This is a genomic window from Ensifer sp. EB106-03-01-XG145 (assembly GCF_058792075.1).
In genome coordinates, this window is sequence record NZ_JBYTEC010000004.1 from 335,066 (window position 1) to 355,934 (window position 20,869).

The following is a 20,869-nucleotide window of genomic DNA, read 5'->3' on the forward strand; positions in this document are numbered from 1 at the left end:
TTCAGGGGGGCGTTGTCTACGTGCTACTAGAAGAAATTGGTGCCCCCAAGGTCTGCACAGGCGAGCTGCAGGAGGAATTGCAGCGCTCACCGCGGCTGCAACCTCGGTAGACGCGTGCCTGATCGACAAACGAAACCTTGTGCGACGCGGCGGGAATGAGATTGCGAACTGCCGCCACACGGTCGAGATCGAGGTGTGCGGAAACCAGGCCGACCTGATCGACGGCGCGGGCTATGACCTGTCCCCAGGGGTCGCAGACGAGAGAGTTGCCGTAGGTGAAACGGCGATCTCCGTCCGCTGCAGTGTAGCCTCCGCATTGACCACAGGCGACGAAATAGACCTGATGCTCGATCGCGCGTGCACGGCAGAGCACTTCCCAGTGGTCCTTGCCGGTCTGTAACGTGAAGGCCGCGGGTAGAATGAACACATCCACGCCGGCGTCTGCGAGCGCATCAAAGAGCCGGGGGAATCGGAGATCGTAGCAGATGGCACAGCCGATCCTGAAGCCGTCGGCTTCGTAGACGAATAGGCTTTCTCCAGGCGCAACGGTGGCGGATTCTCGATACTTCTTGCCATCTGGCGCCTCGATGTCGAACAGGTGAACTTTGCGGTAGCGGCCCACCTCGTTACCGTCCGGATCAAAGACGACCGTTGTGTTGTAGATCTTTGAACTTCCATCAACCCTTTCGAGCAAGCTGCCGCCGTGGATCCAGACTTTTTGCCGGGCGGCGAACGCCTGCAACATGCGATAGGCGTCGCCGCCCGGCATATGATCAGCCGCCGCCAGTTTTTCCGCCACCGTGCCGCCGGACCAGTCGAAATGTTCCGGAAGAACGATGAGATCTGGTGTATCGCGTGCGATTGACAGCTGCATCAGGCTCTCGGCCGCGCGCAAATTGCTGTCGCGGTCGGGCTGGGAGTTCATCTGGACGAGGGAAATCTTCATTACACGATCCGATCCAATTCGAAGATGGAATGGCCGGCCTCAAGGTAGGGCCGGAGCTTAAGGGAACGTTGTTGGCGCTCGAGGGCAGTGTCGGCGATGCAGCGCATATCGGAGGGATCGGCAACGAAGACACCCTCCGTATCTGCCAGGACCGCATGCCCGGGCAGCACGGCCGCCCCGCCACAGGCGATCGGGACGTTGATCGCGCCACCGATCTGGTGCCGGCGGCTGGTTGTCTTGGACGAGACTCCGCGACACCAGACCGGGAAGCGGCTGGCGCGGATCTCCTCGATGTCGGTGCAAGGACCATCGACGATAATGGCGACGGCGCCACGCGCTCGGGCAGCAGCAACGACACCGCCGCCGACGCAGGCAACGTCGTCCCGGTCGACCCGGGAGATGACGAGAACATCTCCCGGGCGGAGCAGATCGATTGCCGTATAGATGACGGCTCCATCGCGGCCGGGCGCGGCGACCGTGACTGCCGTTCCAATTGCCTTGGCCGGAAAGACCGGCGCAATTCCTGCCCCAACAAATCCAAGATATTCGAAGTGGCCGATGGTTGCGGTTTCGACACCCTCCAGCAGTGTTCGCAGTGCGTCTGGTATCGCTTCAGGTTGTTTCTTAATCTTGTATGGCTGGGTCATCGACGAGACTCCGATCTGCCCTATGGTTCACAAATCAGACCGGGCGCTCGCCGGATGTCGTCGTCCGATGCATGATCCGGATGGTATTCGGGTCGAATGAATCGCGCCGGTGCATTGTGCAACGGTTGTCCCACATCACGATGTCGCCCACGCTCCATTTCTGGACGAAGACTTCAGGCGCGTTGGTGGTGTGCTCCCAAAGCCTTGAGATCAGGTCGTTGCTTTCATCGAGCGGCATGCCGACGATCCACGCCCCTTCCGACGTTCCACCCAGATAAAGCGCCTTGCGGCCCGTCTCGCTATGAGTTCTGACCAACGGATGGACAACGCCACTCCACTCCCGAAAATCCGTGCTCGTCGGTTCGCCTTTCCCGAGGCGCAACTTGCCCGTCTTGTCGTAGACATTCTGGAAGAAGATTTGCCGCCCCTCAACGGCCCTGCCCAGCTCCTCAGGGAGCGTTTCGAAAGCCTGGTAGGTTGACAGAAAATACGTGTCGCCGCCGGAAGGGGGAACCGCGATCGCCCTGAGGATGGCGCCGGCAGGTGGGCGCTCGTAGAACCATGTGTCCGTGTGCCACGTCGCTTCGCTGTTGCCGAGCGCGCCGCTCGGCTTGCCGTCCTTCATCACATTGCTGATCACCAGGATTTCGCGATGGATCGGGTGTCCGCCTTCCTGCAATTGCTTGGGATGGATGACGAAATCACCGAAGTGACGGGAGAAGTCGACCTGCTGCTGGTCTGTGATATCGGTCGCCCGAAAGCGGACGACGCCATATTGCAGCCAGTGGGATCGAACCGCCGCAATGTCCGCGTCGTCGTAGCCGGAGAAATCGAACCCGACGATGTCTGCGCAGACGTTGCTGTCATTCTGGATTGCCGAAACTCTTGTTTTCATGTGTATCTTTCGCCTCCGTGTGGGAAGATCCCGGGCTCGGGATCACATCGAGCTTAGCGGAGTGATAAATCGATATTCCAATATCAATTCTTTCGCATTGATAATGGATAGTAATAAATCTCGCTATTGCTCCAGCAGTTGGACAGCGGAATGCGCGATGGCGAGGTCTACGCGGCAGCCGGCCGAGAGCTTCTCGAGGCGGGTTGAGCGGATCATGGACTTCAAGGTGATCCCGCCATCGACGAGCATCCAGGCCTCGAGATAGGCGCCCAGATTGACGACCTTTTGGATGGTACCTGTCAGGCGGTTTGCAGGCTCGTCGAGCGCCCCTGCCGCATCTGCGAGCCTGACGGCCTCCGGTCTGATGCAGCAGAAGCGCACATTGTCAGGAGCGACGTCGTCTCCCCGCGCGGCTGTGAGCACCGCCTTTCCCGCGCCGAGGGATACCTTCAGGTTCCGATCGGTCCCGGTCTCTGCGGATGCCGGGAGGATATTGGACTTGCCGATGAAATCCGCTACGAAGGAGGTCCTCGGGCGGCCGTAGATGTCCGCGGGCGCTCCTTCCTGCGCGACCACTCCGCCCTGCATGACGATGATCCGGTCGGACATGGCCATCGCCTCTTCCTGGTCATGTGTGACATAGATGAAGGTCATGCCGAGATCTTCCTGGATCTCTTTCAGCTCGACGCGCATCGCTTCCCGGAGCTTAAGGTCAAGGTTTGAGAGCGGCTCATCGAGAAGCAGCACCGACGGTGAGGGCGCAATCGCCCGAGCGACCGCGACCCGTTGCTGTTGGCCCCCTGAAAGTTCCTTCGGATAACGATCCTCAAAGCCCTCGAGACGCACACTTTTCAAGGCTCGTGAGACACCGTCGGCGATTTCCTCGCGGGGCCGGCCCTGCATCTTTAGGCCAAAGCCGACATTCTGGGCGACCGTCATATGCGGGAAGAGTGCGTAGTTCTGGAAGACCAGTCCGATTTTCCGGGCTTCCGGCGGGACGCCTTCCTGATCGCGACCGCGAATTCGGATCTGCCCGCTAGAGGGCGCTTCAAATCCGGCGATCATGTTCAGGGTCGTCGTCTTGCCACATCCGGACGGACCAAGAATGCTGACGAATTTTCCCTTCGGGATGGCAAGGCTGATATCGTCGACGATCCGGTTTGCACCGAACTGCTTGCTGACGGAAAGGAGTTCAATATCGATGGTGGTCATTTGCTACCCCCGTGGAATTGGGCGGAAAAGCCGCCGATCTTTTCGAAAAGGATGATTGCGCCAAGGATGAAGAGGAGTGACGCGACGTTCACTGCCGCAAGCACCGGATCCAGGCTGTATTCGAGATGGTTGATGACGGTAATCGGAAGTGTCGTCTGGCCGGGTCTGACCAGGAAGACGGAGAGCGGGATGTTGTTGAAGGAAATGATGAAGGCGAAGGTCATCCCCGAGAAGAGGCCGGAGCGGATCAGCGGCAACAGCACATATCTGATCCTCCGCGTGACACTGGCGCCTAGTATGCGTGCCGCGCGGTCAAGGCGCTTGTCGAAACCGAACATCGCGGTGGCCGCCATGCGCACGACGTAGGGCAACGTCAGGATGATGTGAGCCATGACAAGGCCGGGCGTTCCGAGCAGGTCGTAAAGTCCAATCGAGGACAGAAAAAGAACGACCGCCACGCCCTTGACGATTTGTGGGACGGACATGGGTGACAAGAGGAACGCCATGATGGCGGTGTGCCCCGGACATTTTACGTAGGCGACGCTGTAGGCTCCAAGGACGCCGAGCAGTCCGCTTGCGAGCGACACGATGACCGCAAGTTCGACGCTGAGTAGAAACGGATCGAGCCAGCGGCTGTCCCAGAGCGCCGCGTACCATTGCAAGGTCCATTCGCTTGGCAGGAACGTCACGGCCGAAGTGGGACTGAAAGAGGCCGCGACGACGACGACCAGAGGAAGAGTGATGAAGGCCAGGATGGCGGCAAGCGCCATCCTGAACAAATATGTGAGCAGTCGGTTCATTGGAGCCTCCCGACATTAAAGGTGAAGTTTTTGGTGGAGGCGCGACTCCAGCCTGGATCCGATAAAGCCGGCGGCCAGCATCAGGATGAGCAGAACGTTCGCCATCACCGCCGCGAAGGGCCAGTCGAGATAGAACAGCACCTGCTCGTAGACCATTGTGGCCATGACTTTGAAGCCAGCGCCGCCCAGGAGGGCCGGGGTCGCATAAGCGCTTGCGGCCATGGTGAAGCCAATCAAGAAAGAGCTTACGATTCCCGGCACAGAGAGAGGCAGGATGATGTGCCGGATAACAGCAAGACGTGACGCGCCAAGAATTTGCGCAGATTTTTCCAGATTGGGGTTGATACCCTGGAGGCTCGTCAGAAGCGACAGCACGCCAAATGGCAGGATGACGTGAGTAAGCCCAACCACGACGCCGAAAAGGTTCTTCGACAAGGGCAAGGGTTCCGTGATCAATCCGGTCCATATCAGCGCGGAATTGATGAAGCCGCGATCTTCAAGAATGATGAGCCAGCCATAGGTGCGAAGCACGACCCCCGCCAGTTCCGGCGCAATGGCAAGCGCGAAGATGACCGTTCGCCAGCGCGATGTGGCGCGTGCCAGATAGTAGGCGAGGGGGTAGGCTAGGACGGTCACGCAGAGCGCAACGAGGCCCGACATCACGACGGTGCGGGCCAGGCCAACAAGGACCAGGTCGTTGCTGAAGAAGCGGCTATAGCTCGCAAGTGTCGGGCTGTCCTCCGTTTGACTTTGAAAGCTGATCCCGATCATCATGCCCATCGGTATCGCGAAAAAGAGCACAAGGACGAGCGACGGGGCTATCAGCGGCACAAGTCCCTTGACAGGGACCACGGCGCGCAGGGGCTTTGTCGGAGTGGAGCAAATAATGACGGCCATGATCTACCTCACTTGGCCGCCGCGACGACATCACGTTCCCATCGTTCGCCCCAGGCGGAGAGCCGTGTCGCGACCGCAGCGAGATCGGGCAATAGAAGGGCCTTCAGATCCGCCTCGGTGGTGATTTGCTTGGCACGGATATCGGCGGGCACCTCGATGTCGATCCTACCGCTGCCGACCTTGTAGCCGGTGACCCATGCCTCCTGGCTGGATTTCTCGAGAAAGAAGTTGACGAACTTGAGAGCTGCGTCTCGGTTCGCCGCGTGCTTCGGCACGTTCAGGGTTGCGACCAAGGGGATCGATCCTTCCTTCGGCAGGACATAGTCGACCGGCAAACCGCTATCGATGAGCAGTTGCGCGCGCCCATTCCAGAAGGGCATGGCCCAGACGTCGCCCCCTTTGATGTACGTTTCCATGACTGAGGATGATTGCTCAAAGCCGATCGACTGCCCGGCAAGCTTGGCCATGGCGGCAAAGCCGGGATCGACGTTCTCGAGTAGATCGCCACCATGGGCGACCGAGAAGATCTCCATCAGGTAGGCGGCCATCACGTTTTGGAATGTCGGCAGGATGATCTTGCCCTTGAGGCCATCATCCAAAAGCGCGTTCCAGGAGTTCGGACGCTCTGCCAGCTTGTCCGTCCGGTAAAGAAGCGAGAGATACTGCACTTCGTGAACCGCGCCGCAGGGACCAGCAACGCCGGCAATTACCGATGACAGATGCTCAAGATTGGGAACCTCCTCTGATGAGAATTCCTCAAGCAGGCCTTCCTTGCACCCTTCGAGCGATTGAGAAGCGGTCATTACGACGACATCGAAGCCAGGGCGGCCGTCGGTGGCCTTGATCTTGGCATAATCCTGGGAGGCCGAACCGACAGCGTCGTAGATTACCTCGATCCCGAATTTAGCCTCGAAAGGCTCAATGATCCGCTCCCGAATGATGGTTTCGTACGGCCCGCCATAGCTGTTGACGATGAGCGTTTCGGCGTGGCCGTTCGCAGCCAAAACCATTGATACGATCGCAGGTGCGCACAGCGCAGTGTACCTCATGACGATCCCCTTTGTTGGTGTTGTCGGTTCGGTGACATTGCGCCCGTCAGTCTTGCGATCTCCAATATTGATTTCCCGGTATTGATGCGGAAATCATATAAATTGTGTTGCCTTCGCTGGACTGGCGGGCGGCTTGCATCGGATTCGGTCTTGTGTGCCTCAAGCTCTATGAATCCGAGCGTTGGGTTTATGCGCGCTGCCATAGGCAGCCGCTCCGTCACCCCGGCTGGCAGATTTCGGTGACCAGGTTTGGATTGGATTTCAGGGATTTGAAGATATGAAGCCAGAACCGGTAATGGCTTTCGCGATTGAGGTCCCTGGCCTCGAACGCGCGCTTGGCCGCGGCGGTCACGGCGTCGCAGCCGTAAAACTCCATTGCAAGTTCCACAGCCGCCGCAACCGCGACGTCATGTTGTGCATCCGCCTCGGTTGACGGTTCAATTGCATTCTTCAATGGCTTCGACATGGCGACTCTCCTTTGAGAGTCCGGCGGGGAAATGTGGCCGGACGGTCTCACAGCGAAGATCGCGTCGTCCGGAAACACATGCCACTCATATCGAGCTGGTTGAATCTTAGCCTATTTCCCGCTCTGGGAGAAGTCAAAATTCTCCGCCGACATCGTTCATCGACCCCTTGGAGGCCTTGGGCCAACGCGGAGGAGATCTTGCCCTAGCTACTTTGACTGCCGCCTGACGAATTTTTCGTAACTCACGATTGCCGTGGCACGATGTTGGGGTTGCAGCAATTGGGAGTGGCACGCCATTCAACCGGAAATGACGCGGCTTGCGCGACACGCTCTAAGCAATTTGGCGAGAGACGTGTCGCATCCGAATCCGCCTAACAGGCCATTCAACGCCCCAAGTTCGGCGCGAGAGCCGTCCATACTTTGAGCGCGGCTCCCGGCAACCAGCTTCCTGATTGCAACTGGGGCGAACAAGTTCCATTGCGATCGGCAACGCAAGTGCCAAGACGGAGTTGAAGTCAGTACGCGGTCGCTGTGCCTTGAGTGTGGTTCGCTCTTCTCTTTCAATAGCGGAGATGGTCTAAAGGTTGTGGTTGGGAGACTTTTGAAGGGGCCAGCATCATGCGTTGTCCAAACACGTGAGCAATGAAGCCGGAAACTGGAGCTTCTGTCCGGATAAAGAACGTGAGGGGCGTTATGTTTCTGATCGACCGTGAACTGGAGGCACTCACCGCCTTTCGGCGCGACCTGCACCGGCGGCCGGAGGTCTCGGGCGAGGAGCGGGAGACGGCGGAAACGGTCGTCAAGGCGTTGGCTGAGACGAAACCGGATGCGGTGATGACCGGCCTTGGCGGGCATGGGGTTGCGGCGATCTATGAAGGACGCGAGCCGGGCCGAACCGTCATGGTGCGGGCCGAGCTCGACGGGTTGCCGATCGAAGAGATTTCCGAGATTTCCCATCGCTCGGAGATCAAGGGCAAAGGCCACCTCTGCGGCCATGACGGGCACATGACGATCCTGACGGCGCTGGCCAAAGGGCTCGGGCGCGAGCGGCCGGTGAGGGGAAGGGCGATCCTGATGTTCCAGCCGGCGGAGGAAAACGGCGCGGGTGCCGCGGCCGTGCTCGCCGACCCGAAATTTGCGGCAATCAAGCCGGATCTCGTCTTCGCGCTGCACAATTTTCCGGGCATCGGCTTTGGTCATGCGGCGCTTCGCAGCGGGCCAGTGAACTGCGCCTCGCGCGGCATGCGGATTTCGCTGTCGGGGAAGACGGCGCATGCCTCGACGCCGGAGGACGGCATTGCGCCGACCTTTGCTGTTGCCGCGCTGCTTTCCGGCCTGACGGCGCTCGGCAACAACGGGCCGCTCGACGACACCTATACGCTTGTCACGGTGACGCATGCGCGGCTCGGCGAGGCGGCCTTCGGCATCAGCCCCGGCTATGCCGAGATCTGGGCGACGCTCAGGACACTCACCGACGAGCGCATGTCCGACCTCGTGGCCCGCGCCGAGGCGCTGGTTGCCAGGGAGGCGGAGGCTGCCGGCCTGAAGGTGACGATCGGCTATGAGGACGTGTTCCACCAGTGCAGCAATGCGGAGGCGACGGTCACCGCGCTCGAACGCGCCATGGACGAGGAGGGCGTCAGCCACGACAAGGGCGAGGGCGTGCTGCCGATGAAGGGGTCGGAGGATTTCGGCCTTTTCGGGCGCGTGGCGCCAGCGGCGATGTTCTTCCTCGGCGCCGGCGAAAACCATGCGCGGTTGCACAATCCGGACTATGACTTTCCCGACGATCTGATCGGCATCGGCGCCAGGGTGTTCATGCGGGCGATCCGCAACGAACTGGGGTGAGAGCGGCGGGAGGTCGATTGCACGGCGGCTGTTGTGACGGCACTCTCTGACATTGCGCAGTTGCGGAGGAGAGCCGTTTCACGTCGCGTCGGATGTACGCTGAAGAGGAGCAAGGGATGAGGCAGTCCAGCATTCGTGTCGCGCTTTGCCTGGCGCTTGCCATCGCGGGGATGACCGCCGCTCATGCGGCGGATACGCCGGGTGCCGATGCTGTTCCTGAGCGGCAGCCGATCGAGAATGCCAGCCTGCAGGACTTCATCAAGGCCAATCCGGATTGCCTGGAATTCACCGATCAATGCTCGCACTGCGTTGTCGTAAACGGCATTGCCGAATGCTCGACAGTTGAGATCGCCTGCATCAAGCAGCAAATCCAATGCACCAGGCGGACCGCTAATTGATGCATCCTGGAAACAGGACGTATACAGGACCTCGTCGCTGACGAATACGCAGGGCGCCGACGGCATCGGCGATGTCAACGACGTCTCGGGCATGGTCAAGGACGCCTTCGGGCGGCACGATCCAGAGGTTGATCGCGCCTTGAGCTCATTTCAACGCACGCCGTGCGGAGATGTAAATTTGGAAGCTAGGCTGAGCCCAATTCCAATTCCGCCAGCCGCTCCTGACAGATTGTCTCGACGAGGCGGTGGAGATGTTCCGTCCGGCCGAGGAGCCAGGCGAGTGCTTCTTCGGTGACCTCGAAGTGCTTGGAGTAACGGGCCTTCACATAGGCTTCGTTGAGAATGTTGTACCAGGCGGTAAAGCGATGCTGGTCCCGCGGCCAAGCCTCGACGAGCCGTTGATCCCGATCCTCGGCGAGACCGCGGAGAAATTTGAGGTTGTGCGACGGCGGGCTGTAATTGGCTAGTGTGAGGAGCAGGCAAGAATAGGCTGTCTCTACTGCCTGGTGCAAATTGAACGCTGCATGACTTCTCTGTTCGTCAGAGATAGCGTACCGAGCCAACTGACAAAAGTACTTCGCGCTCGCACATTGTCTTTCGAAATGCTCCTTTGCGACCCTGAGCGCGTCGGCAGGCGAGAGTCGTTTCGGCTCGGCCAGTGGCCGGTCGTCGAGTTCGTAGAGCACGATGCCCTCGCGCAGAATGTCGACGAAGAAATATTGCCCGTCCGCAAGGAAGTTGTTCACCTCTCGGGCGCCATGGACGATCAGCCCCACCGGCGTCGACACCGCCTTGTCCCACATCAACCGGTCGGTTGCCTTATCCCAGTATTCCGGTTCTGCGAGCTTCTTCGAATTGACGATGACGAGGATGTCGTAGTCGGAGCGGTAACCCTTCATCGTATGCGGTTCATCGACCCACGTTCCGCGGGCGTAGGAACCGAACAGGATAATCTTCAGGATCCGGCCGCGTTTCTTGAAGTCGGCCGAGCCACCCTCGAGCGCATCGGCAAACTCCTCGTGGATGATCTCCACAACGCGGGCAAGCTCGCGCTGTTTCTTCTCGGGAAGATGTTCGAGGCTCGTTTTCATATTCAACCGATAGGATAAAGACGACTCGCCGTCTACTACCGAAATTCATGGGCATTTGATTATAAAAAAACAGCATATTGATATACAGAGGAAATTAATGAATGATCTACCGGCTTGTAGATTGATTGCGCGGATGCAGAGGGCCGGGAATGGAACTCCGTCAGATGAGATGTTTTGCGACGCTGGCTGAGGAGCTTCATTTCGGCCGCGCCGCGGCGGCGCTGTCTATGGCGCAACCTGCCCTCAGCTTGCAGATCCAGGCGCTGGAAAAGGAGCTTGGCGTCCAGCTTCTCATTCGCTCGACGCGCCGTGTTCAACTGACAAAACCCGGCGAAGTGTTCTACGAGCGGTGCATTCGTGTTCTGCGGGAAATCGAAAGCAGTTCAGCGATCGTCCGGGCCGTTGCAGGCAAGAATGTCGATCGGATCACGATTGGAACCATATATCCTGCGACCTTCGGTGTCTTGCCGCTTTTTCTGAGCAAGCTCGGCAAGCGATTTCCCGATATCCAGATTCACGTGAGTAGCGGTTCCACGGATGCAATCATCCGCGACCTGGAGAAGGGCCGAATCAACCTCGGCTTTATCCGGCCGGTCGAAAACATCGGGTCGCTCCGTTGGCAGAGCATCGCCAACGAACGATATCTTCTGGCAGTGCCACTTGGCGGCCGGCTTGAGACGGCGGAAACCGTCACAATGAGCGATCTGAAACGGGAGCGAATCATCTCCTTTTCCCGCTCAAATCTAACTTACACGGAAAAGTACTTCTTCGAGCAGTTCAGAAAATTTGGCCTTCTCGATCAGGTTGCCTGCAGTTGCGACGACACACTCTCCTTGGTTTCGCTGGTCGCGGCCGGGATGGGCGTGGGTTTCGTGCCGGAATGGACCAGGGATTTGCCACACCAGTCGTTTCGCCTTCGGGAAGTGGAGGGGGTGGATTTCACGATCGGCATGGGGCTTGCCTGGAACAAGGAGGACCCTACCGCGAACCGTGAAGAGATCGTAGAAATTGCCCGTACGCTGGCAGCGGCATCAAGATCGCTTAAAGCTGTGGGCGACTATTCCGGAAGAAACAACACCAAGCGCCGTCTGCCGGCGCACGGCGACTAGAGTAGGCACCGCCAGGGTTGGCGACGAGGTCCTCGGACCTTCATATTGAAGGCGAGTTGAGGCAGGAGCACAACTCCCCGGCTGCTTCGCACGCCGGTCTATGGGAACCGACGAAAGGTCCAGACTGTTGCTGGGCCGAGCATTGCTTCAGTAAGACGAGAGGGCAAAAAAAGGAGGAGAAGGTGAAGAGCTGGTTTCAGAAGCTAACTGATGTTTCCGCCGTGGCGCGTACCAAGGAGATGTTCAACGAAGCGCTCACCGAGCTCGCTGAAGAACTCGGCTTCGAGTATTACGCCTACCTTAATCTTCAACCAATCGGAACATTCGCCGTGTCGAATTATCATCCCGAATGGCAAGATTGGTATTTCTCCAAGAGCTTCAACGAGATCGATCCGGTAATCCAGATTGCCAGGGCCACGATGAAAGCGTTCACTTGGTCTTCCGAAAATTCAAGAACTGCCAGATCGAGGCGCGTTCGGCAGTTTTATCTGGATGCCGCCGGTTTTGGCATTCGGTCGGGTATCACCATTCCGGTCGCGACTGCGTTCAGACGTATGGCAATGCTGACAATGGCCTCGCGCGAGACTTCCCTTTCGCTGAAAAGGGATATCGATCCGGTAGCAGCCGCCGCGGCGGTCGCCCAGCTTCATGTGCGGATCGAGCAAACGGACATTGAACCCACAGCAAAACTGAGCATCGGCCTGACCGCTCGACAGGCGCTTATGCTCAAGTGGGCGTCCGAGGGCAAGTCCATGAGAGAAATTGCCGCCATCGAGAACATGAGCTACTGGAACGTCAACTTCCACATGAATAATGCGCGCAGGAAACTCAATGCCTACTCGCTCCCGCAGGCGACGGCGCTGGCGACGAAGCTAAAGCTGATTTGAAGCCAAACGCATCGCCGCCAAGCATCTGAAGTCGAAGTTTTAAGGAGCGCAGATGAAGGCGGAGAACAAGCGCGCGGAGCGTCTAAGGGCGATTTCGCGTGAACGGCTTGAGGCGCTTGTGCTCGAACGCGCCGGGAGAGACGAGGGTTTTGCCCTTTGGCTCGATGCCAGATTCGCGGTTGCGGTGGCTGACGAGGCAAGCACGCTGCTCGATCCGGTGCCGTTTCGTCGTCGCGCCGAAGCGCTTTTCTGTTCGACCGCTTCGGGGCGGCATCGGCACAGCTGGGGCGAGCGGGCTGCGGGTAACGATGAAGCGGCGCTCGAACAACTGATTGACGCGGCTGAACCCTTTCTTGCCGCAGGGCGCGGCGCCCATGCATTGTCGATCTTGAAGCCCGTGGCCTCGGGGCTGGCCGCATATTGGCCGGAAAATGCCGATTGGGATGAAACCCCGCGCGAGTTCTTTCCCCGGCTTGACCAATTGATCGCTCAAGCCGCCCTCATGGATGGTGTCTCACAGGAGGCGCGCGATGACCTCGCCGACGAATTGGCCGACTGGCAGGGTGAACTCGCAGAATTCGGCGCCAACGATGCCTTTGCTACTGCCATTGCAGCTTGCATGCAGGGCTGGGACGAGCCAGGCCTTAAGGCGACGCTCGCAGGGCTTGGGCAGAGCTGGCCGCCCGGGGGAGGTAACGATCCGCTCGATGACGATCTGACGCGCGCCCGACTCGCCGCGCTCGAAGCCATGGGGCGTACTGAGCATTTCCTCAATCTTTCCCGTGCCGCGAGGTTTCACTGCGATCATGTTGTGAAGCTGGCGCAGACGGGACGTGTCGATGAGGCGGTCGCCCTCGCCCATGTGCGCCTGGCGACACATGGTGAAGTCATGCGGCTTGCCGAGGCCGTCGCTGCTGTCGGCGGGGTGGATACCGCGATCGACCTTGCCGCCTGGGGGCTGTCGCGAGACGGGCGCGGCGAAGGTGACGAAAATTGGCGTCACAGAACGGGAAGGGCAATGCTGGCCCGCTGGCTGCGCGAGAAGGCGCATGAGGCGGGCAACCGGGATATGATGTTCAGGGCAGCGCGCGTAGCCTTTGAGGAAAGCCTTGCACGTGAAGATTTCCGCGTGGCCGAGAAACTCGCCGGTCCGTCGGACTGGCCGAAATTGCGCGAAATGCTGCTTGCGACGCTGATGGCCGCACCTTACGCCAATGAGCGGATCGAGATCCTGCTCGACGAGGACTTGGTCGCCGACGCCGTTGCTTGCATAAACCTGCAGGAAACGCGCTTCTTCAGTTCGCGTGACCCGACGCTCAGTCGGCTTGCTGAACGGGCATTGGCCGATCACCCCGATTGGGTGATTGTCCTTGCCTGCCGCATGGCCGATCCGATTATGTCTGAAGGAAGATCAAGTCGCTATGAGACGGCCGCGCTGTGGCTCGGCATTGCCGCACGCGCGCATAAGGTTTGCGGACGGTCCGACCAGTGGCTTGAGCACCTTGATGGGCTCATCGAGCAGCACCGGCGCAAGCACAAACTGCGACCGTTACTGGAAGGGCTGCGGCGTAGGGCCAGGTGAATAGCGTACCTCTTTGGGAATCTGCCTCAGTAAGTGAATACCGCGATGCAGGCATTCGCCCGCTGGCCGTCGAACAGCAGATCTGGATGGCCGAATTGAAGTTTTTGGCCCCCCAAACTAACGCCTTCTTGGCGGCCACGACCAAAGGTGGCCCCGACCCAACGCCGCCGCCGTGGGCCGTTGTTAGTGTCGCAAAAAACTTACTACGTTCCAGGTTTTCGCTGCTCCGGGCTTAACCTTAGGCGATCGAAAACGTCCGAGCAGAACTCAAACTGCCTCGCAGTTCCTCGTCCCATCGAGTTCTTCACAATCGTTTCGGTCAATATGCCCCGCTCAATGAGAGGATCGATCGATTCCGCCACAGCGTTGCGCGTCAGCCCGGTAATTCGGCTTATATTCGAGAGGGTTAGCTTTTCGTGGTTTTGATGCATCATATAGAGCACCGTCATCATCCCGACCTGCTTCAAACGCGATTGCGGCGTCTCTCCCTCAACCGGTTTGTCGAAAACTTCTTGCAAAGCGTAAGCCGAAAACAGCTGGCTCTGCCAATGAACATTGAGTGTGCTTGTCATTTTTTATACTATCAGTTATATGATTGTAAAACGCGTCGCCAATTTGCGCTGCTTGTTAGGATTGCACACAATCGCGTCAGTGAAGGGTGGTGGTCATGAATAAGTCTCTCGCACGGGCATTTGTCGCTGCAGCCAGTCTAGCGCCATTCTATCCTGTTTTCGACAGTAAAGCGCGCGCGGCTGAATGGGGTTGCCAGGTTATCCTGTGCCTTTCCAATCCGAGTGGTCCGACGCAATATGCGGAGTGCCGGGCGCCAATCCACAAGCTCTGGCGCGCACTTGCAAAAGGGCACTCCTTTCCCACCTGCAGCGGCGTTGGGTTTCAGACCTCGGGTCCCCGATCGGAGCCCTATTACTGTAATAACGGTTATCGCCTGACGACGCGGTATGGAGACCGCGGGCTCGAAGTGAGTTGTATCTCGACCACGCCACAGACCGTCTCGAACGCTGAATGCTACCCCAACGATGATCGGATGACATCGTCGACAGCGTGGCGGCGGAGAGACGGCCGTAGGCCATGCCAGCGCTACGTGACGACGCGACCGAATGTCCGCCCGCAACCCCATTACATCGACGTGACCATCGACGGTGTTGGCAAGCAACGAGTGTGGTACTGAGCATGCCAGTTGATTTCCTCGATTTAGCGCAAACGTGCGCGCCCATAGTTGCAGCCGAGACACTCGCCGCCATCGTCAGCCTTGAAAGCCGGTTCGAACCCTTCGCCATCCGGATCAACAGCGGCGCACCACTCTCCAGGCAGCCCACGACCAAGGTGGAGGCGATCGCAATCGCCACGTCATTGGCAGCCGGCCGGCAGGACATCCAGCTCGGTCTCGGCGGCATCGGCATGGAAGAACTCCGCAAGCTCAACCTTTCGATTTCAGATGCCTTCGACCCGTGCCTCAACCTTCGGGCCACGGCGACCACTCTCGACGGATATTACCGGCTGGCGGTGAAAGCCGGAGCGGACCCGAACCGGGCCGAACAGGTGATGCTGCACTCATACTACGGACGGGACGATCCCTCTATCGGCGCGATGGTCCGGTACGATGAGCAGGTCCGCCGGGAAAGAAGCCGGCTCGCCAGAAACATCACGACTCTCATGATCGAAGATGGTGGGCGGGAGAGGGAGCTCAACGAAGCGCCTCTTGTCGAGGCGATCGACGCTGCCCGCAAGGACGAGGCCCAGGCTGATCGAACGGTGTCGGTGCCGTCCTGGGACGTTTTCAGTTCGAGACGGAGGTCCTCCGTCCTCGTGTTTCAGAATAGTCAAATGGAGGAGAGTGAATGATTTTCAGCGCCCGTATCCGCCCAATCGCCGCATCCGCCGTCATGGCAGTGGCCATCGTTACATCCATGGTCGAACCTGCTTTCGCGCAGGCCGCCGGCATCGAGACCGTGCTGCAGAACATTGTCGATATGCTGACCGGCAATATCGCCAAGCTTCTGGCCGTCATCGCGGTGATCGTGATCTGCATTGCCTGGATGTTCGGCTACATGGATCTGAGGCGCGCAGGGTTCTGGATCATCGGCATTGGCGGCATCTTCGGCGCTACCGAACTCGTGAACACCATCGTCGGAAGCTGACGCCATGGCAAGTTCGCGGCCAATCCTTGAGGAAGACACGCTGTTCATCGCCTGCACCCGGCCGGCAATGATCGCCGGCGTGACGATGGAAGCCATGGGCGTGAATATCATGCTGACGACCATCCTCTATATCGTCGCAGGCTCGGTCGCCTATGCGCTCGTTGGCGTCGTCTTCCATCTGCTGTTTCGCGCACTCGTCAAACACGACCACAACATGTTCCGCATCTTGCTGGCCTGGGTAGAGACACGCGGTCGGTCCCGCAACAGCGGCTATTGGGGCGGAGCGACGCTTAGCCCCCTGAAGCTCGCGCGCAATTACGACGAAAGGGACTTCGGACTTGCCTAACCTCGCCACACTCAGATCTCGCGAACTCGGTCCTGAGACCTTCATCCCCTACGTCCGCCACGTCGACGAGTCGACAATCGCGCTCGATTCCCGGGCACTGATGGTGATGATCGCATTAGAGGGCGTCTCTTTCGAGACCGCGGACGCCCTCGATCTGAACGCTCTCCATCGCGACCTCAATACGCTCTATCGGAACATCGCCGACGAGCGGCTCGCTTTGTGGACCCATCTCATTCGCCGCCGGGACGGCGACTATCCCGTGGGCACTTTCACGACCGCATTTTCGGCCGCGCTCAACGACAAATACCGCGAGCGCATGGTGGGCGAAGATCTGTTCCGGAATGATCTTTATCTTACGATCCACTGGTCTCCTGCACGCGACCCGGCCGACAAGGCAGCGACGTTCTTGTCGCGTCTGTTGCAGTCCCGTCGGGCGGGTGTCGAATTGGACGAGGAGGCTCTCAAGCAGCTTCGAGACAAGGTCGTCGACGTTACGGCCGCGTTGAAGCGTTTCGATCCCCGCGTGCTGTCGCTTTACGAGCACAGAGGCCTGATCTTCTCGGAGCCGAGCGAGGTGCTGCACCAGCTCGTCGGCGGCCGGCGGGAGCCGGTTCCACTGACGGAGGGTCGCATCGGCTCAGTGATCTATTCCGATCGGGTCATCTTCGGCCGCGAGACGATCGAGATTCGCCACGAGGCCGAAAGTCGCTTTGCCGGCATGCTGAGTTTCAAGGAATATCCGGCCAGAACTCGGACCGGCATGCTCGACAGTGTGCTCACCAGTCCTTTCGAAGTAATTCTGGCGCAATCCTTCTCCTTCGTATCGAAGGCGGACGCCCGCGTCATCATGGGCCGCAAGCAGAACCAGATGGTCAGCAGCGGCGACAAGGCGTTCTCCCAGATTGAGGAGATCGATGAAGCGCTGGACGATCTGGAGTCCAATCGTTTCGTACTTGGCGAACACCATCTGACGCTTGCCGTCTTTGCTCGGTCGGTGAAGGAGCTGATCGACAATCTCGCCAAGGCACGCGCCGGTCTGACCAGTGGTGGTGCAGTTGTTGCGCGTGAGGATCTCGGCCTTGAGGCTGCCTGGTGGGCGCAGTTGCCGGGCAATTTCCGTTATCGCGCCCGGTCCGGCGCGCTCACGTCCCGCAACTTCGCGGCGCTCGCGCCATACCACTCCTACCCGATCGGTCGGAAGGACGGCAACGAATGGGGACCTGCCGTTGCCCTTTTCAAGACGGCGTCGGGGTCACCGTACTACTTCAATTTCCATTATGGCGATCTCGGTAACACATTCGTCTGCGGACCGTCCGGTGCCGGCAAGACCGTGCTCTTGAACTTCTTGCTGTCCCAGCTCGAGAAACATGACCCGCATGTGGTGTTCTTCGACAAGGACAGGGGAGCTGATCTCTACGTGCGCTCCGCCGGCGGCACCTATCTGCCGCTCAAGAATGGTGCCCCGTCCGGGTGCGCTCCCCTGAAGGCACTTGAACTGACGCCGGAGAACAAGGTGTTTCTCACGCGCTGGATCGGCAGGCTTGTCGGTTCGGCAACACGGGAGCTGACTGTGACCGAACTCCGCGACATCGCCTCGGCCATCGACGGCCTTGCCGACCTGCCGGTGGAGCGCCGGACGATCGGCGCACTCAGGACGTTCCTCAACAACACCGATCCCGATGGTATCGCCGCGAGGCTGCGGCGGTGGGAGAGAGGAGGGCCGCTCGGTTGGGTCTTCGATAACATCATTGAGAACATCGGCTTCGGCGGCAAGTTTGTCGGCTATGACATGACCGACTTCCTCGACAACGAGGAAATCCGCACGCCCCTGATGGCCTACCTCTTCCACCGGGTCGAGCAGCTGATCGATGGCAGGCGCATCATCATCGTTATCGATGAGTTCTGGAAGGCGCTCCAGGACGAAGGGTTTCGCGATCTCGCACAGAACAAGCTCAAGACGATCCGCAAGCAAAACGGCCTTATGCTCTTTGCTACGCAGAGCCCGCGCGATGCGATCGTATCGCCGATCGCTCATACGATCATCGAGCAATGTCCGACGCAGATATTCCTACCGAATGCCCGCGGTAACCACGCCGACTATGTCGACGGCTTCAAGCTCACCGAGCGGGAGTACGAACTCATTGCACGCGAGCTCTCCGTCGAGAGCCGCCGATTCATATTGAAGCAAGGGCACAATAGCGTCGTCGCGGAACTGAACCTCGGTGGTTTCGACGACGAACTCGCCATCCTCTCAGGCCGCACCGCGAATGTCGAACTCGCCGATACCATCCGCACAGAAGTTGGCGACCGGCTCGCGGATTGGTTTCCGATTTTTCAGCAAAGAAGGAGTTTGAGCTAATGGCTTCCTATCGAATTCACGGCGCGGTAATGACCGCCGCGCTCATTCTCTCCGCCGGCACGGCAGCCGGGCAGGGGATCCCGGTGATCGACCGGACCGCGATCGCCAAGCACCTCGAGAGTATCGCCCAACTGAAAGCCCAGCTCGATGTGCTCAACCAGCAGATCGAGCAGGCGCAGCAGCTTTACGGCTCACTCAACAAGATCACCGACATGGCGGATGTTGCCGGCGTCTTGAACGATCCTGCCGTCCGCAAGGCGCTGCCCGGGGACTTTAACGTCATCGAGGGGCTGTTGAAAGGAAGCGGCACGGGCGTGTTCGGCGATACGGCCTCAAAGTTCCTTGAGGGGAATTCGACCTATCGGACCAGCGCAGATGACTTCTACGCGCAGGAGCTTTCGCGCATTCAGAACAAGCATGCCGGGCAGATGAGCCTAGCGCAGCAGATCTACGATGCCGCGGCCAAGCGCGTCGATGGCATTGACCAGCTGCGCGAGAAGATTTCGACGGCGGGCGATGCCAAGGACATTGCCGACCTTCAGGCGCGACTTCAGGCGGAAACAGCTTTCCTCCAGACCGATATACTGCGTATGGAGGCCCTCCGAATGGTCCAGCAGGCTCAGACCCAGATTGACGAGCAGCGCAAGGCGGAAGACTGGCGCCGGCGCCTGGACGCAATGGGGGCGGCACTGCAATGAAGAGGCATGTCGTTCTTCTAGCTGTCCTATTGGTCAGCTGCTCCGAGCAAGCCGAGCGAATCTACACTGTCGACGAACTCATGGCCGACGAGGCGCTCCTGTCCGAAATCATCGCGACGTGCCGCAACAATCCTGGTGAATTAGGCAATACCCCGAATTGCCAAAACGCAGCAGCCGCAGACTTCAAGGCCCGTCTTAAACGGATGTGAAAGGTACTTTGGAGGTTGAGGCATGTATCAGGTCTTTGCCTTTGTCGACGAGCAGTTCAAGGCTCCGCTGGAGACCTTCGTCTCCGACGGGACCTCGAACGTCTCAGAGTGGATTTCGGGCCCCCTGACAGCAGCGATCACACTCTATGTCGTGCTTTACGGCTATCTCGTGCTCCGCGGCTCGGTCCAGGAACCGATCCTCGACTTCGCATTTCGGGCGATCAAGCTAGCAATCATCGTGATGCTGGTGAGGGACGCCGACGAATACCAGACCTATGTCACCGACATCTTCTTCGAGGGATTGCCGCGTGAGATTTCGCAGGCGTTGAACGCGGGCGCAGCACCAAGTGCATCGACCTTCGACAGCCTGCTCGACAAGGGGCACGCGTGTGCCAAGGAGATCTGGGCCCGCGCCTCCTGGCCGGTCGATGTCGTGACAGGCATCGGCGGCATGATGGTCATTGGCGCGAGCTTCATCGTCGCGGCGATTGGCTATATCGTATCGCTCTATGCCCGGCTGGCGCTCGCCATCGTGCTCGCGATCGGCCCGATCTTCGTGGCGCTCGCCATGTTCCAGGCGACGCGTCGCTTCACCGAGGCCTGGTTCGGACAGCTTGCGAACTTCGTGATCCTCCAGGTCCTCGTCATCGCCGTCGGTTCTCTGCTGATCACGTGCATAGACACCACCTTCACGGCGATCGAAGGATACAGCGACGTGCTGATGCGTCCAACCGCGCTGTGCGCCATCTGCCTCGCTGCTCTCTATGTCTTCTATCAGCTTCCGAACATCGCTTCAGCGCTTGCCGCCGGCGGCGCGTCGTTGACCTACGGCTACGGCGCTGCACGCGACGCCCACGAAAGCACGCTCGCCTGGGCGGCGTCCCATACCGCCGGTGCGACCGGACGGGGTGTCCGCGCCATTGGTCGAACCTTCAGCTCGAAAGGCTCCGGATCGTGACGCTTTTCGCACGAACAAGAAAAAGGCTCTTCAGGAATGATCAGAACATTTCCGCTGCTCTGCATAGTGGTCGCCTTAAGCGGCTGCGCATCGCTGACGTATCCGCTCCCGAAATGCGATGGCTATTCGCGCCGCCCCCTCAATCGCTCGATGTGGCAGTGGGAAGACAATAGCAGCCTCAAACAGAAACAGTCCGATGTGGGACCGGCGACCTCTCACTCCGTCGCCACAGCTTATGTCGAAGAGGGCAGGGAACCTCCCGCCTTTGCCCATCTCGACATCGACGCTTCCTATCGTTCGTGCAAAGGGTGAC

Annotated in this window: 24 protein-coding genes; 14 read left to right on the forward strand and 10 right to left on the reverse strand. The window is 59.3% G+C overall.

Translation table 11 applies throughout. The annotated features are described in order from the left end of the window. Nucleotides 1-16: 16 nt before the first annotated feature. The 8 genes from AC3WWH_RS14020 to AC3WWH_RS14055 all read right to left on the reverse strand — a co-directional run bounded on the left by AC3WWH_RS14020 (nucleotide 17) and on the right by AC3WWH_RS14055 (nucleotide 6,912). Nucleotides 17-946 (reverse strand): carbon-nitrogen hydrolase family protein, encoded by a 930-nt coding sequence (locus AC3WWH_RS14020; RefSeq protein WP_113511708.1) that lies wholly within the window; start codon nucleotides 944-946, stop codon nucleotides 17-19. Beyond that, nucleotides 946-1,593: an RraA family protein gene (locus AC3WWH_RS14025; RefSeq protein WP_058329148.1), complete on the reverse strand. Its 648-nt coding sequence runs from the start codon at nucleotides 1,591-1,593 to the stop codon at nucleotides 946-948. Before AC3WWH_RS14025 ends, AC3WWH_RS14020 begins: the two co-directional genes overlap by 1 nt. 34 nt (nucleotides 1,594-1,627) lie before the next feature. After that, nucleotides 1,628-2,488 carry a TauD/TfdA dioxygenase family protein gene (locus AC3WWH_RS14030; RefSeq protein ID WP_492377069.1) on the reverse strand — a complete coding sequence of 287 codons (861 nt, stop codon included), beginning with the start codon at nucleotides 2,486-2,488 and terminating at the stop codon, nucleotides 1,628-1,630. A 123-nt stretch (nucleotides 2,489-2,611) separates the two neighbouring features. After that, a complete protein-coding gene (locus tag AC3WWH_RS14035; RefSeq protein ID WP_492377070.1) occupies nucleotides 2,612-3,700 on the reverse strand; it encodes an ABC transporter ATP-binding protein in 1,089 nt (362 codons plus the stop codon). After that, nucleotides 3,697-4,500: an ABC transporter permease gene (locus tag AC3WWH_RS14040; RefSeq protein WP_492377071.1), complete on the reverse strand. Its 804-nt coding sequence runs from the start codon at nucleotides 4,498-4,500 to the stop codon at nucleotides 3,697-3,699. The genes AC3WWH_RS14035 and AC3WWH_RS14040 overlap by 4 nt, the downstream gene beginning before the upstream one ends. A gap of 15 nt (nucleotides 4,501-4,515) precedes the next feature. After that, complete coding sequence (locus tag AC3WWH_RS14045; RefSeq protein WP_492377106.1) at nucleotides 4,516-5,280, reverse strand: ABC transporter permease; 765 nt, start codon at nucleotides 5,278-5,280, stop codon at nucleotides 4,516-4,518. 125 nt (nucleotides 5,281-5,405) lie between these two features. Next, nucleotides 5,406-6,446, reverse strand: coding sequence for an ABC transporter substrate-binding protein (locus AC3WWH_RS14050; RefSeq protein ID WP_492377072.1), 1,041 nt, complete (start codon nucleotides 6,444-6,446; stop codon nucleotides 5,406-5,408). Nucleotides 6,447-6,663: 217 nt separating this feature from the next. After that, entirely contained in the window at nucleotides 6,664-6,912 is a 249-nt protein-coding gene (locus AC3WWH_RS14055) for a Y4oE-related protein (RefSeq protein WP_492377073.1), read from the reverse strand. A gap of 693 nt (nucleotides 6,913-7,605) precedes the next feature. On the opposite strand from AC3WWH_RS14055, the gene AC3WWH_RS14060 reads away from it, so the two are divergent. Together AC3WWH_RS14060 and AC3WWH_RS14065 are read left to right on the forward strand one after the other, a co-directional pair. After that, a complete protein-coding gene (locus AC3WWH_RS14060) occupies nucleotides 7,606-8,760 on the forward strand; it encodes an amidohydrolase (protein WP_113511700.1) in 1,155 nt (384 codons plus the stop codon). A 92-nt stretch (nucleotides 8,761-8,852) separates the two neighbouring features. Further along, nucleotides 8,853-9,158, forward strand: coding sequence for a hypothetical protein (locus AC3WWH_RS14065; RefSeq protein WP_492377074.1), 306 nt, complete (start codon nucleotides 8,853-8,855; stop codon nucleotides 9,156-9,158). A 185-nt stretch (nucleotides 9,159-9,343) separates the two neighbouring features. On the opposite strand, the gene AC3WWH_RS14070 is transcribed toward AC3WWH_RS14065, so the two are convergent. Continuing rightward, nucleotides 9,344-10,249, reverse strand: coding sequence for a nucleotidyltransferase and HEPN domain-containing protein (locus tag AC3WWH_RS14070; RefSeq protein ID WP_113511696.1), 906 nt, complete (start codon nucleotides 10,247-10,249; stop codon nucleotides 9,344-9,346). Nucleotides 10,250-10,398: 149 nt separating this feature from the next. Between AC3WWH_RS14070 and AC3WWH_RS14075 the strand changes: the two genes are divergently transcribed. The 3 genes from AC3WWH_RS14075 (at nucleotide 10,399) to AC3WWH_RS14085 (ending at nucleotide 13,827) form a co-directional block, all read left to right on the forward strand. After that, nucleotides 10,399-11,358, forward strand: a complete 960-nt coding sequence (locus AC3WWH_RS14075; protein ID WP_492377075.1) for a LysR family transcriptional regulator — start codon at nucleotides 10,399-10,401, stop codon at nucleotides 11,356-11,358. 182 nt (nucleotides 11,359-11,540) lie between these two features. After that, complete coding sequence (traR, locus tag AC3WWH_RS14080) at nucleotides 11,541-12,245, forward strand: autoinducer-binding transcriptional regulator TraR (RefSeq protein WP_440660847.1); 705 nt, start codon at nucleotides 11,541-11,543, stop codon at nucleotides 12,243-12,245. Nucleotides 12,246-12,363: 118 nt separating this feature from the next. After that, nucleotides 12,364-13,827, forward strand: a complete 1,464-nt coding sequence (locus AC3WWH_RS14085; protein ID WP_492377076.1) for a hypothetical protein — start codon at nucleotides 12,364-12,366, stop codon at nucleotides 13,825-13,827. A 203-nt stretch (nucleotides 13,828-14,030) separates the two neighbouring features. On the opposite strand, the gene AC3WWH_RS14090 is transcribed toward AC3WWH_RS14085, so the two are convergent. Beyond that, nucleotides 14,031-14,399 (reverse strand): helix-turn-helix domain-containing protein, encoded by a 369-nt coding sequence (locus AC3WWH_RS14090; RefSeq protein WP_113511690.1) that lies wholly within the window; start codon nucleotides 14,397-14,399, stop codon nucleotides 14,031-14,033. A gap of 95 nt (nucleotides 14,400-14,494) precedes the next feature. Here AC3WWH_RS14090 and AC3WWH_RS14095 point away from each other — a divergent pair, with 95 nt between their 5' ends. The 9 genes from AC3WWH_RS14095 to AC3WWH_RS14135 are packed head-to-tail and all read left to right on the forward strand — an operon-like array spanning nucleotide 14,495 to nucleotide 20,868. Beyond that, nucleotides 14,495-15,016 carry a hypothetical protein gene (locus AC3WWH_RS14095; RefSeq protein ID WP_113511688.1) on the forward strand — a complete coding sequence of 174 codons (522 nt, stop codon included), beginning with the start codon at nucleotides 14,495-14,497 and terminating at the stop codon, nucleotides 15,014-15,016. Nucleotides 15,017-15,018: 2 nt separating this feature from the next. Next, on the forward strand, nucleotides 15,019-15,690 hold the full coding sequence (locus AC3WWH_RS14100; protein ID WP_113511686.1) for a lytic transglycosylase domain-containing protein: 672 nt from the start codon (nucleotides 15,019-15,021) through the stop codon (nucleotides 15,688-15,690). After that, complete coding sequence (locus AC3WWH_RS14105) at nucleotides 15,687-15,986, forward strand: TrbC/VirB2 family protein (RefSeq protein ID WP_113511684.1); 300 nt, start codon at nucleotides 15,687-15,689, stop codon at nucleotides 15,984-15,986. The genes AC3WWH_RS14100 and AC3WWH_RS14105 overlap by 4 nt, the downstream gene beginning before the upstream one ends. 4 nt (nucleotides 15,987-15,990) lie before the next feature. Further along, the gene (locus AC3WWH_RS14110; RefSeq protein WP_113511682.1) at nucleotides 15,991-16,332 is read left to right on the forward strand and encodes a VirB3 family type IV secretion system protein; all 342 of its coding nucleotides are present in this window, start codon (nucleotides 15,991-15,993) and stop codon (nucleotides 16,330-16,332) included. After that, nucleotides 16,325-18,691: a VirB4 family type IV secretion/conjugal transfer ATPase gene (locus tag AC3WWH_RS14115; protein ID WP_492377077.1), complete on the forward strand. Its 2,367-nt coding sequence runs from the start codon at nucleotides 16,325-16,327 to the stop codon at nucleotides 18,689-18,691. Before AC3WWH_RS14110 ends, AC3WWH_RS14115 begins: the two co-directional genes overlap by 8 nt. After that, on the forward strand, nucleotides 18,691-19,389 hold the full coding sequence (gene virB5, locus AC3WWH_RS14120) for a P-type DNA transfer protein VirB5 (RefSeq protein ID WP_113511678.1): 699 nt from the start codon (nucleotides 18,691-18,693) through the stop codon (nucleotides 19,387-19,389). Before AC3WWH_RS14115 ends, virB5 begins: the two co-directional genes overlap by 1 nt. Continuing rightward, on the forward strand, nucleotides 19,386-19,598 hold the full coding sequence (locus AC3WWH_RS14125; protein WP_058328670.1) for an EexN family lipoprotein: 213 nt from the start codon (nucleotides 19,386-19,388) through the stop codon (nucleotides 19,596-19,598). Before virB5 ends, AC3WWH_RS14125 begins: the two co-directional genes overlap by 4 nt. Nucleotides 19,599-19,620: 22 nt before the next feature. Continuing rightward, nucleotides 19,621-20,556, forward strand: a complete 936-nt coding sequence (locus AC3WWH_RS14130; protein WP_113511676.1) for a TrbL/VirB6 family protein — start codon at nucleotides 19,621-19,623, stop codon at nucleotides 20,554-20,556. Nucleotides 20,557-20,592: 36 nt separating this feature from the next. Then, nucleotides 20,593-20,868 carry a hypothetical protein gene (locus AC3WWH_RS14135; RefSeq protein WP_082663648.1) on the forward strand — a complete coding sequence of 92 codons (276 nt, stop codon included), beginning with the start codon at nucleotides 20,593-20,595 and terminating at the stop codon, nucleotides 20,866-20,868. Nucleotide 20,869 lies beyond the last annotated feature (1 nt).

What these genes read in the sequence shown, in the direction of transcription:
- AC3WWH_RS14040 (WP_492377071.1), bottom strand. Translation starts at nt 4,500, where the DNA reads ATGAACCGACTGCTCACATATTTGTTCAGGATGGCGCTTGCCGCCATC.
- virB5 (WP_113511678.1), top strand. Translation starts at nt 18,691, where the DNA reads ATGGCTTCCTATCGAATTCACGGCGCGGTAATGACCGCCGCGCTCATT.
- AC3WWH_RS14075 (WP_492377075.1), top strand. Translation starts at nt 10,399, where the DNA reads ATGGAACTCCGTCAGATGAGATGTTTTGCGACGCTGGCTGAGGAGCTT.
- AC3WWH_RS14070 (WP_113511696.1), bottom strand. Translation starts at nt 10,249, where the DNA reads ATGAAAACGAGCCTCGAACATCTTCCCGAGAAGAAACAGCGCGAGCTT.
- AC3WWH_RS14100 (WP_113511686.1), top strand. Translation starts at nt 15,019, where the DNA reads ATGCCAGTTGATTTCCTCGATTTAGCGCAAACGTGCGCGCCCATAGTT.
- AC3WWH_RS14035 (WP_492377070.1), bottom strand. Translation starts at nt 3,700, where the DNA reads ATGACCACCATCGATATTGAACTCCTTTCCGTCAGCAAGCAGTTCGGT.
- AC3WWH_RS14135 (WP_082663648.1), top strand. Translation starts at nt 20,593, where the DNA reads ATGATCAGAACATTTCCGCTGCTCTGCATAGTGGTCGCCTTAAGCGGC.
- AC3WWH_RS14090 (WP_113511690.1), bottom strand. Translation starts at nt 14,399, where the DNA reads ATGACAAGCACACTCAATGTTCATTGGCAGAGCCAGCTGTTTTCGGCT.
- AC3WWH_RS14025 (WP_058329148.1), bottom strand. Translation starts at nt 1,593, where the DNA reads ATGACCCAGCCATACAAGATTAAGAAACAACCTGAAGCGATACCAGAC.
- AC3WWH_RS14045 (WP_492377106.1), bottom strand. Translation starts at nt 5,280, where the DNA reads ATGGGCATGATGATCGGGATCAGCTTTCAAAGTCAAACGGAGGACAGC.
- AC3WWH_RS14095 (WP_113511688.1), top strand. Translation starts at nt 14,495, where the DNA reads ATGAATAAGTCTCTCGCACGGGCATTTGTCGCTGCAGCCAGTCTAGCG.
- AC3WWH_RS14130 (WP_113511676.1), top strand. Translation starts at nt 19,621, where the DNA reads ATGTATCAGGTCTTTGCCTTTGTCGACGAGCAGTTCAAGGCTCCGCTG.
- AC3WWH_RS14050 (WP_492377072.1), bottom strand. Translation starts at nt 6,446, where the DNA reads ATGAGGTACACTGCGCTGTGCGCACCTGCGATCGTATCAATGGTTTTG.
- AC3WWH_RS14020 (WP_113511708.1), bottom strand. Translation starts at nt 946, where the DNA reads ATGAAGATTTCCCTCGTCCAGATGAACTCCCAGCCCGACCGCGACAGC.
- AC3WWH_RS14030 (WP_492377069.1), bottom strand. Translation starts at nt 2,488, where the DNA reads ATGAAAACAAGAGTTTCGGCAATCCAGAATGACAGCAACGTCTGCGCA.
- AC3WWH_RS14065 (WP_492377074.1), top strand. Translation starts at nt 8,853, where the DNA reads ATGTACGCTGAAGAGGAGCAAGGGATGAGGCAGTCCAGCATTCGTGTC.
- AC3WWH_RS14105 (WP_113511684.1), top strand. Translation starts at nt 15,687, where the DNA reads ATGATTTTCAGCGCCCGTATCCGCCCAATCGCCGCATCCGCCGTCATG.
- AC3WWH_RS14060 (WP_113511700.1), top strand. Translation starts at nt 7,606, where the DNA reads ATGTTTCTGATCGACCGTGAACTGGAGGCACTCACCGCCTTTCGGCGC.
- AC3WWH_RS14110 (WP_113511682.1), top strand. Translation starts at nt 15,991, where the DNA reads ATGGCAAGTTCGCGGCCAATCCTTGAGGAAGACACGCTGTTCATCGCC.
- AC3WWH_RS14125 (WP_058328670.1), top strand. Translation starts at nt 19,386, where the DNA reads ATGAAGAGGCATGTCGTTCTTCTAGCTGTCCTATTGGTCAGCTGCTCC.
- AC3WWH_RS14055 (WP_492377073.1), bottom strand. Translation starts at nt 6,912, where the DNA reads ATGTCGAAGCCATTGAAGAATGCAATTGAACCGTCAACCGAGGCGGAT.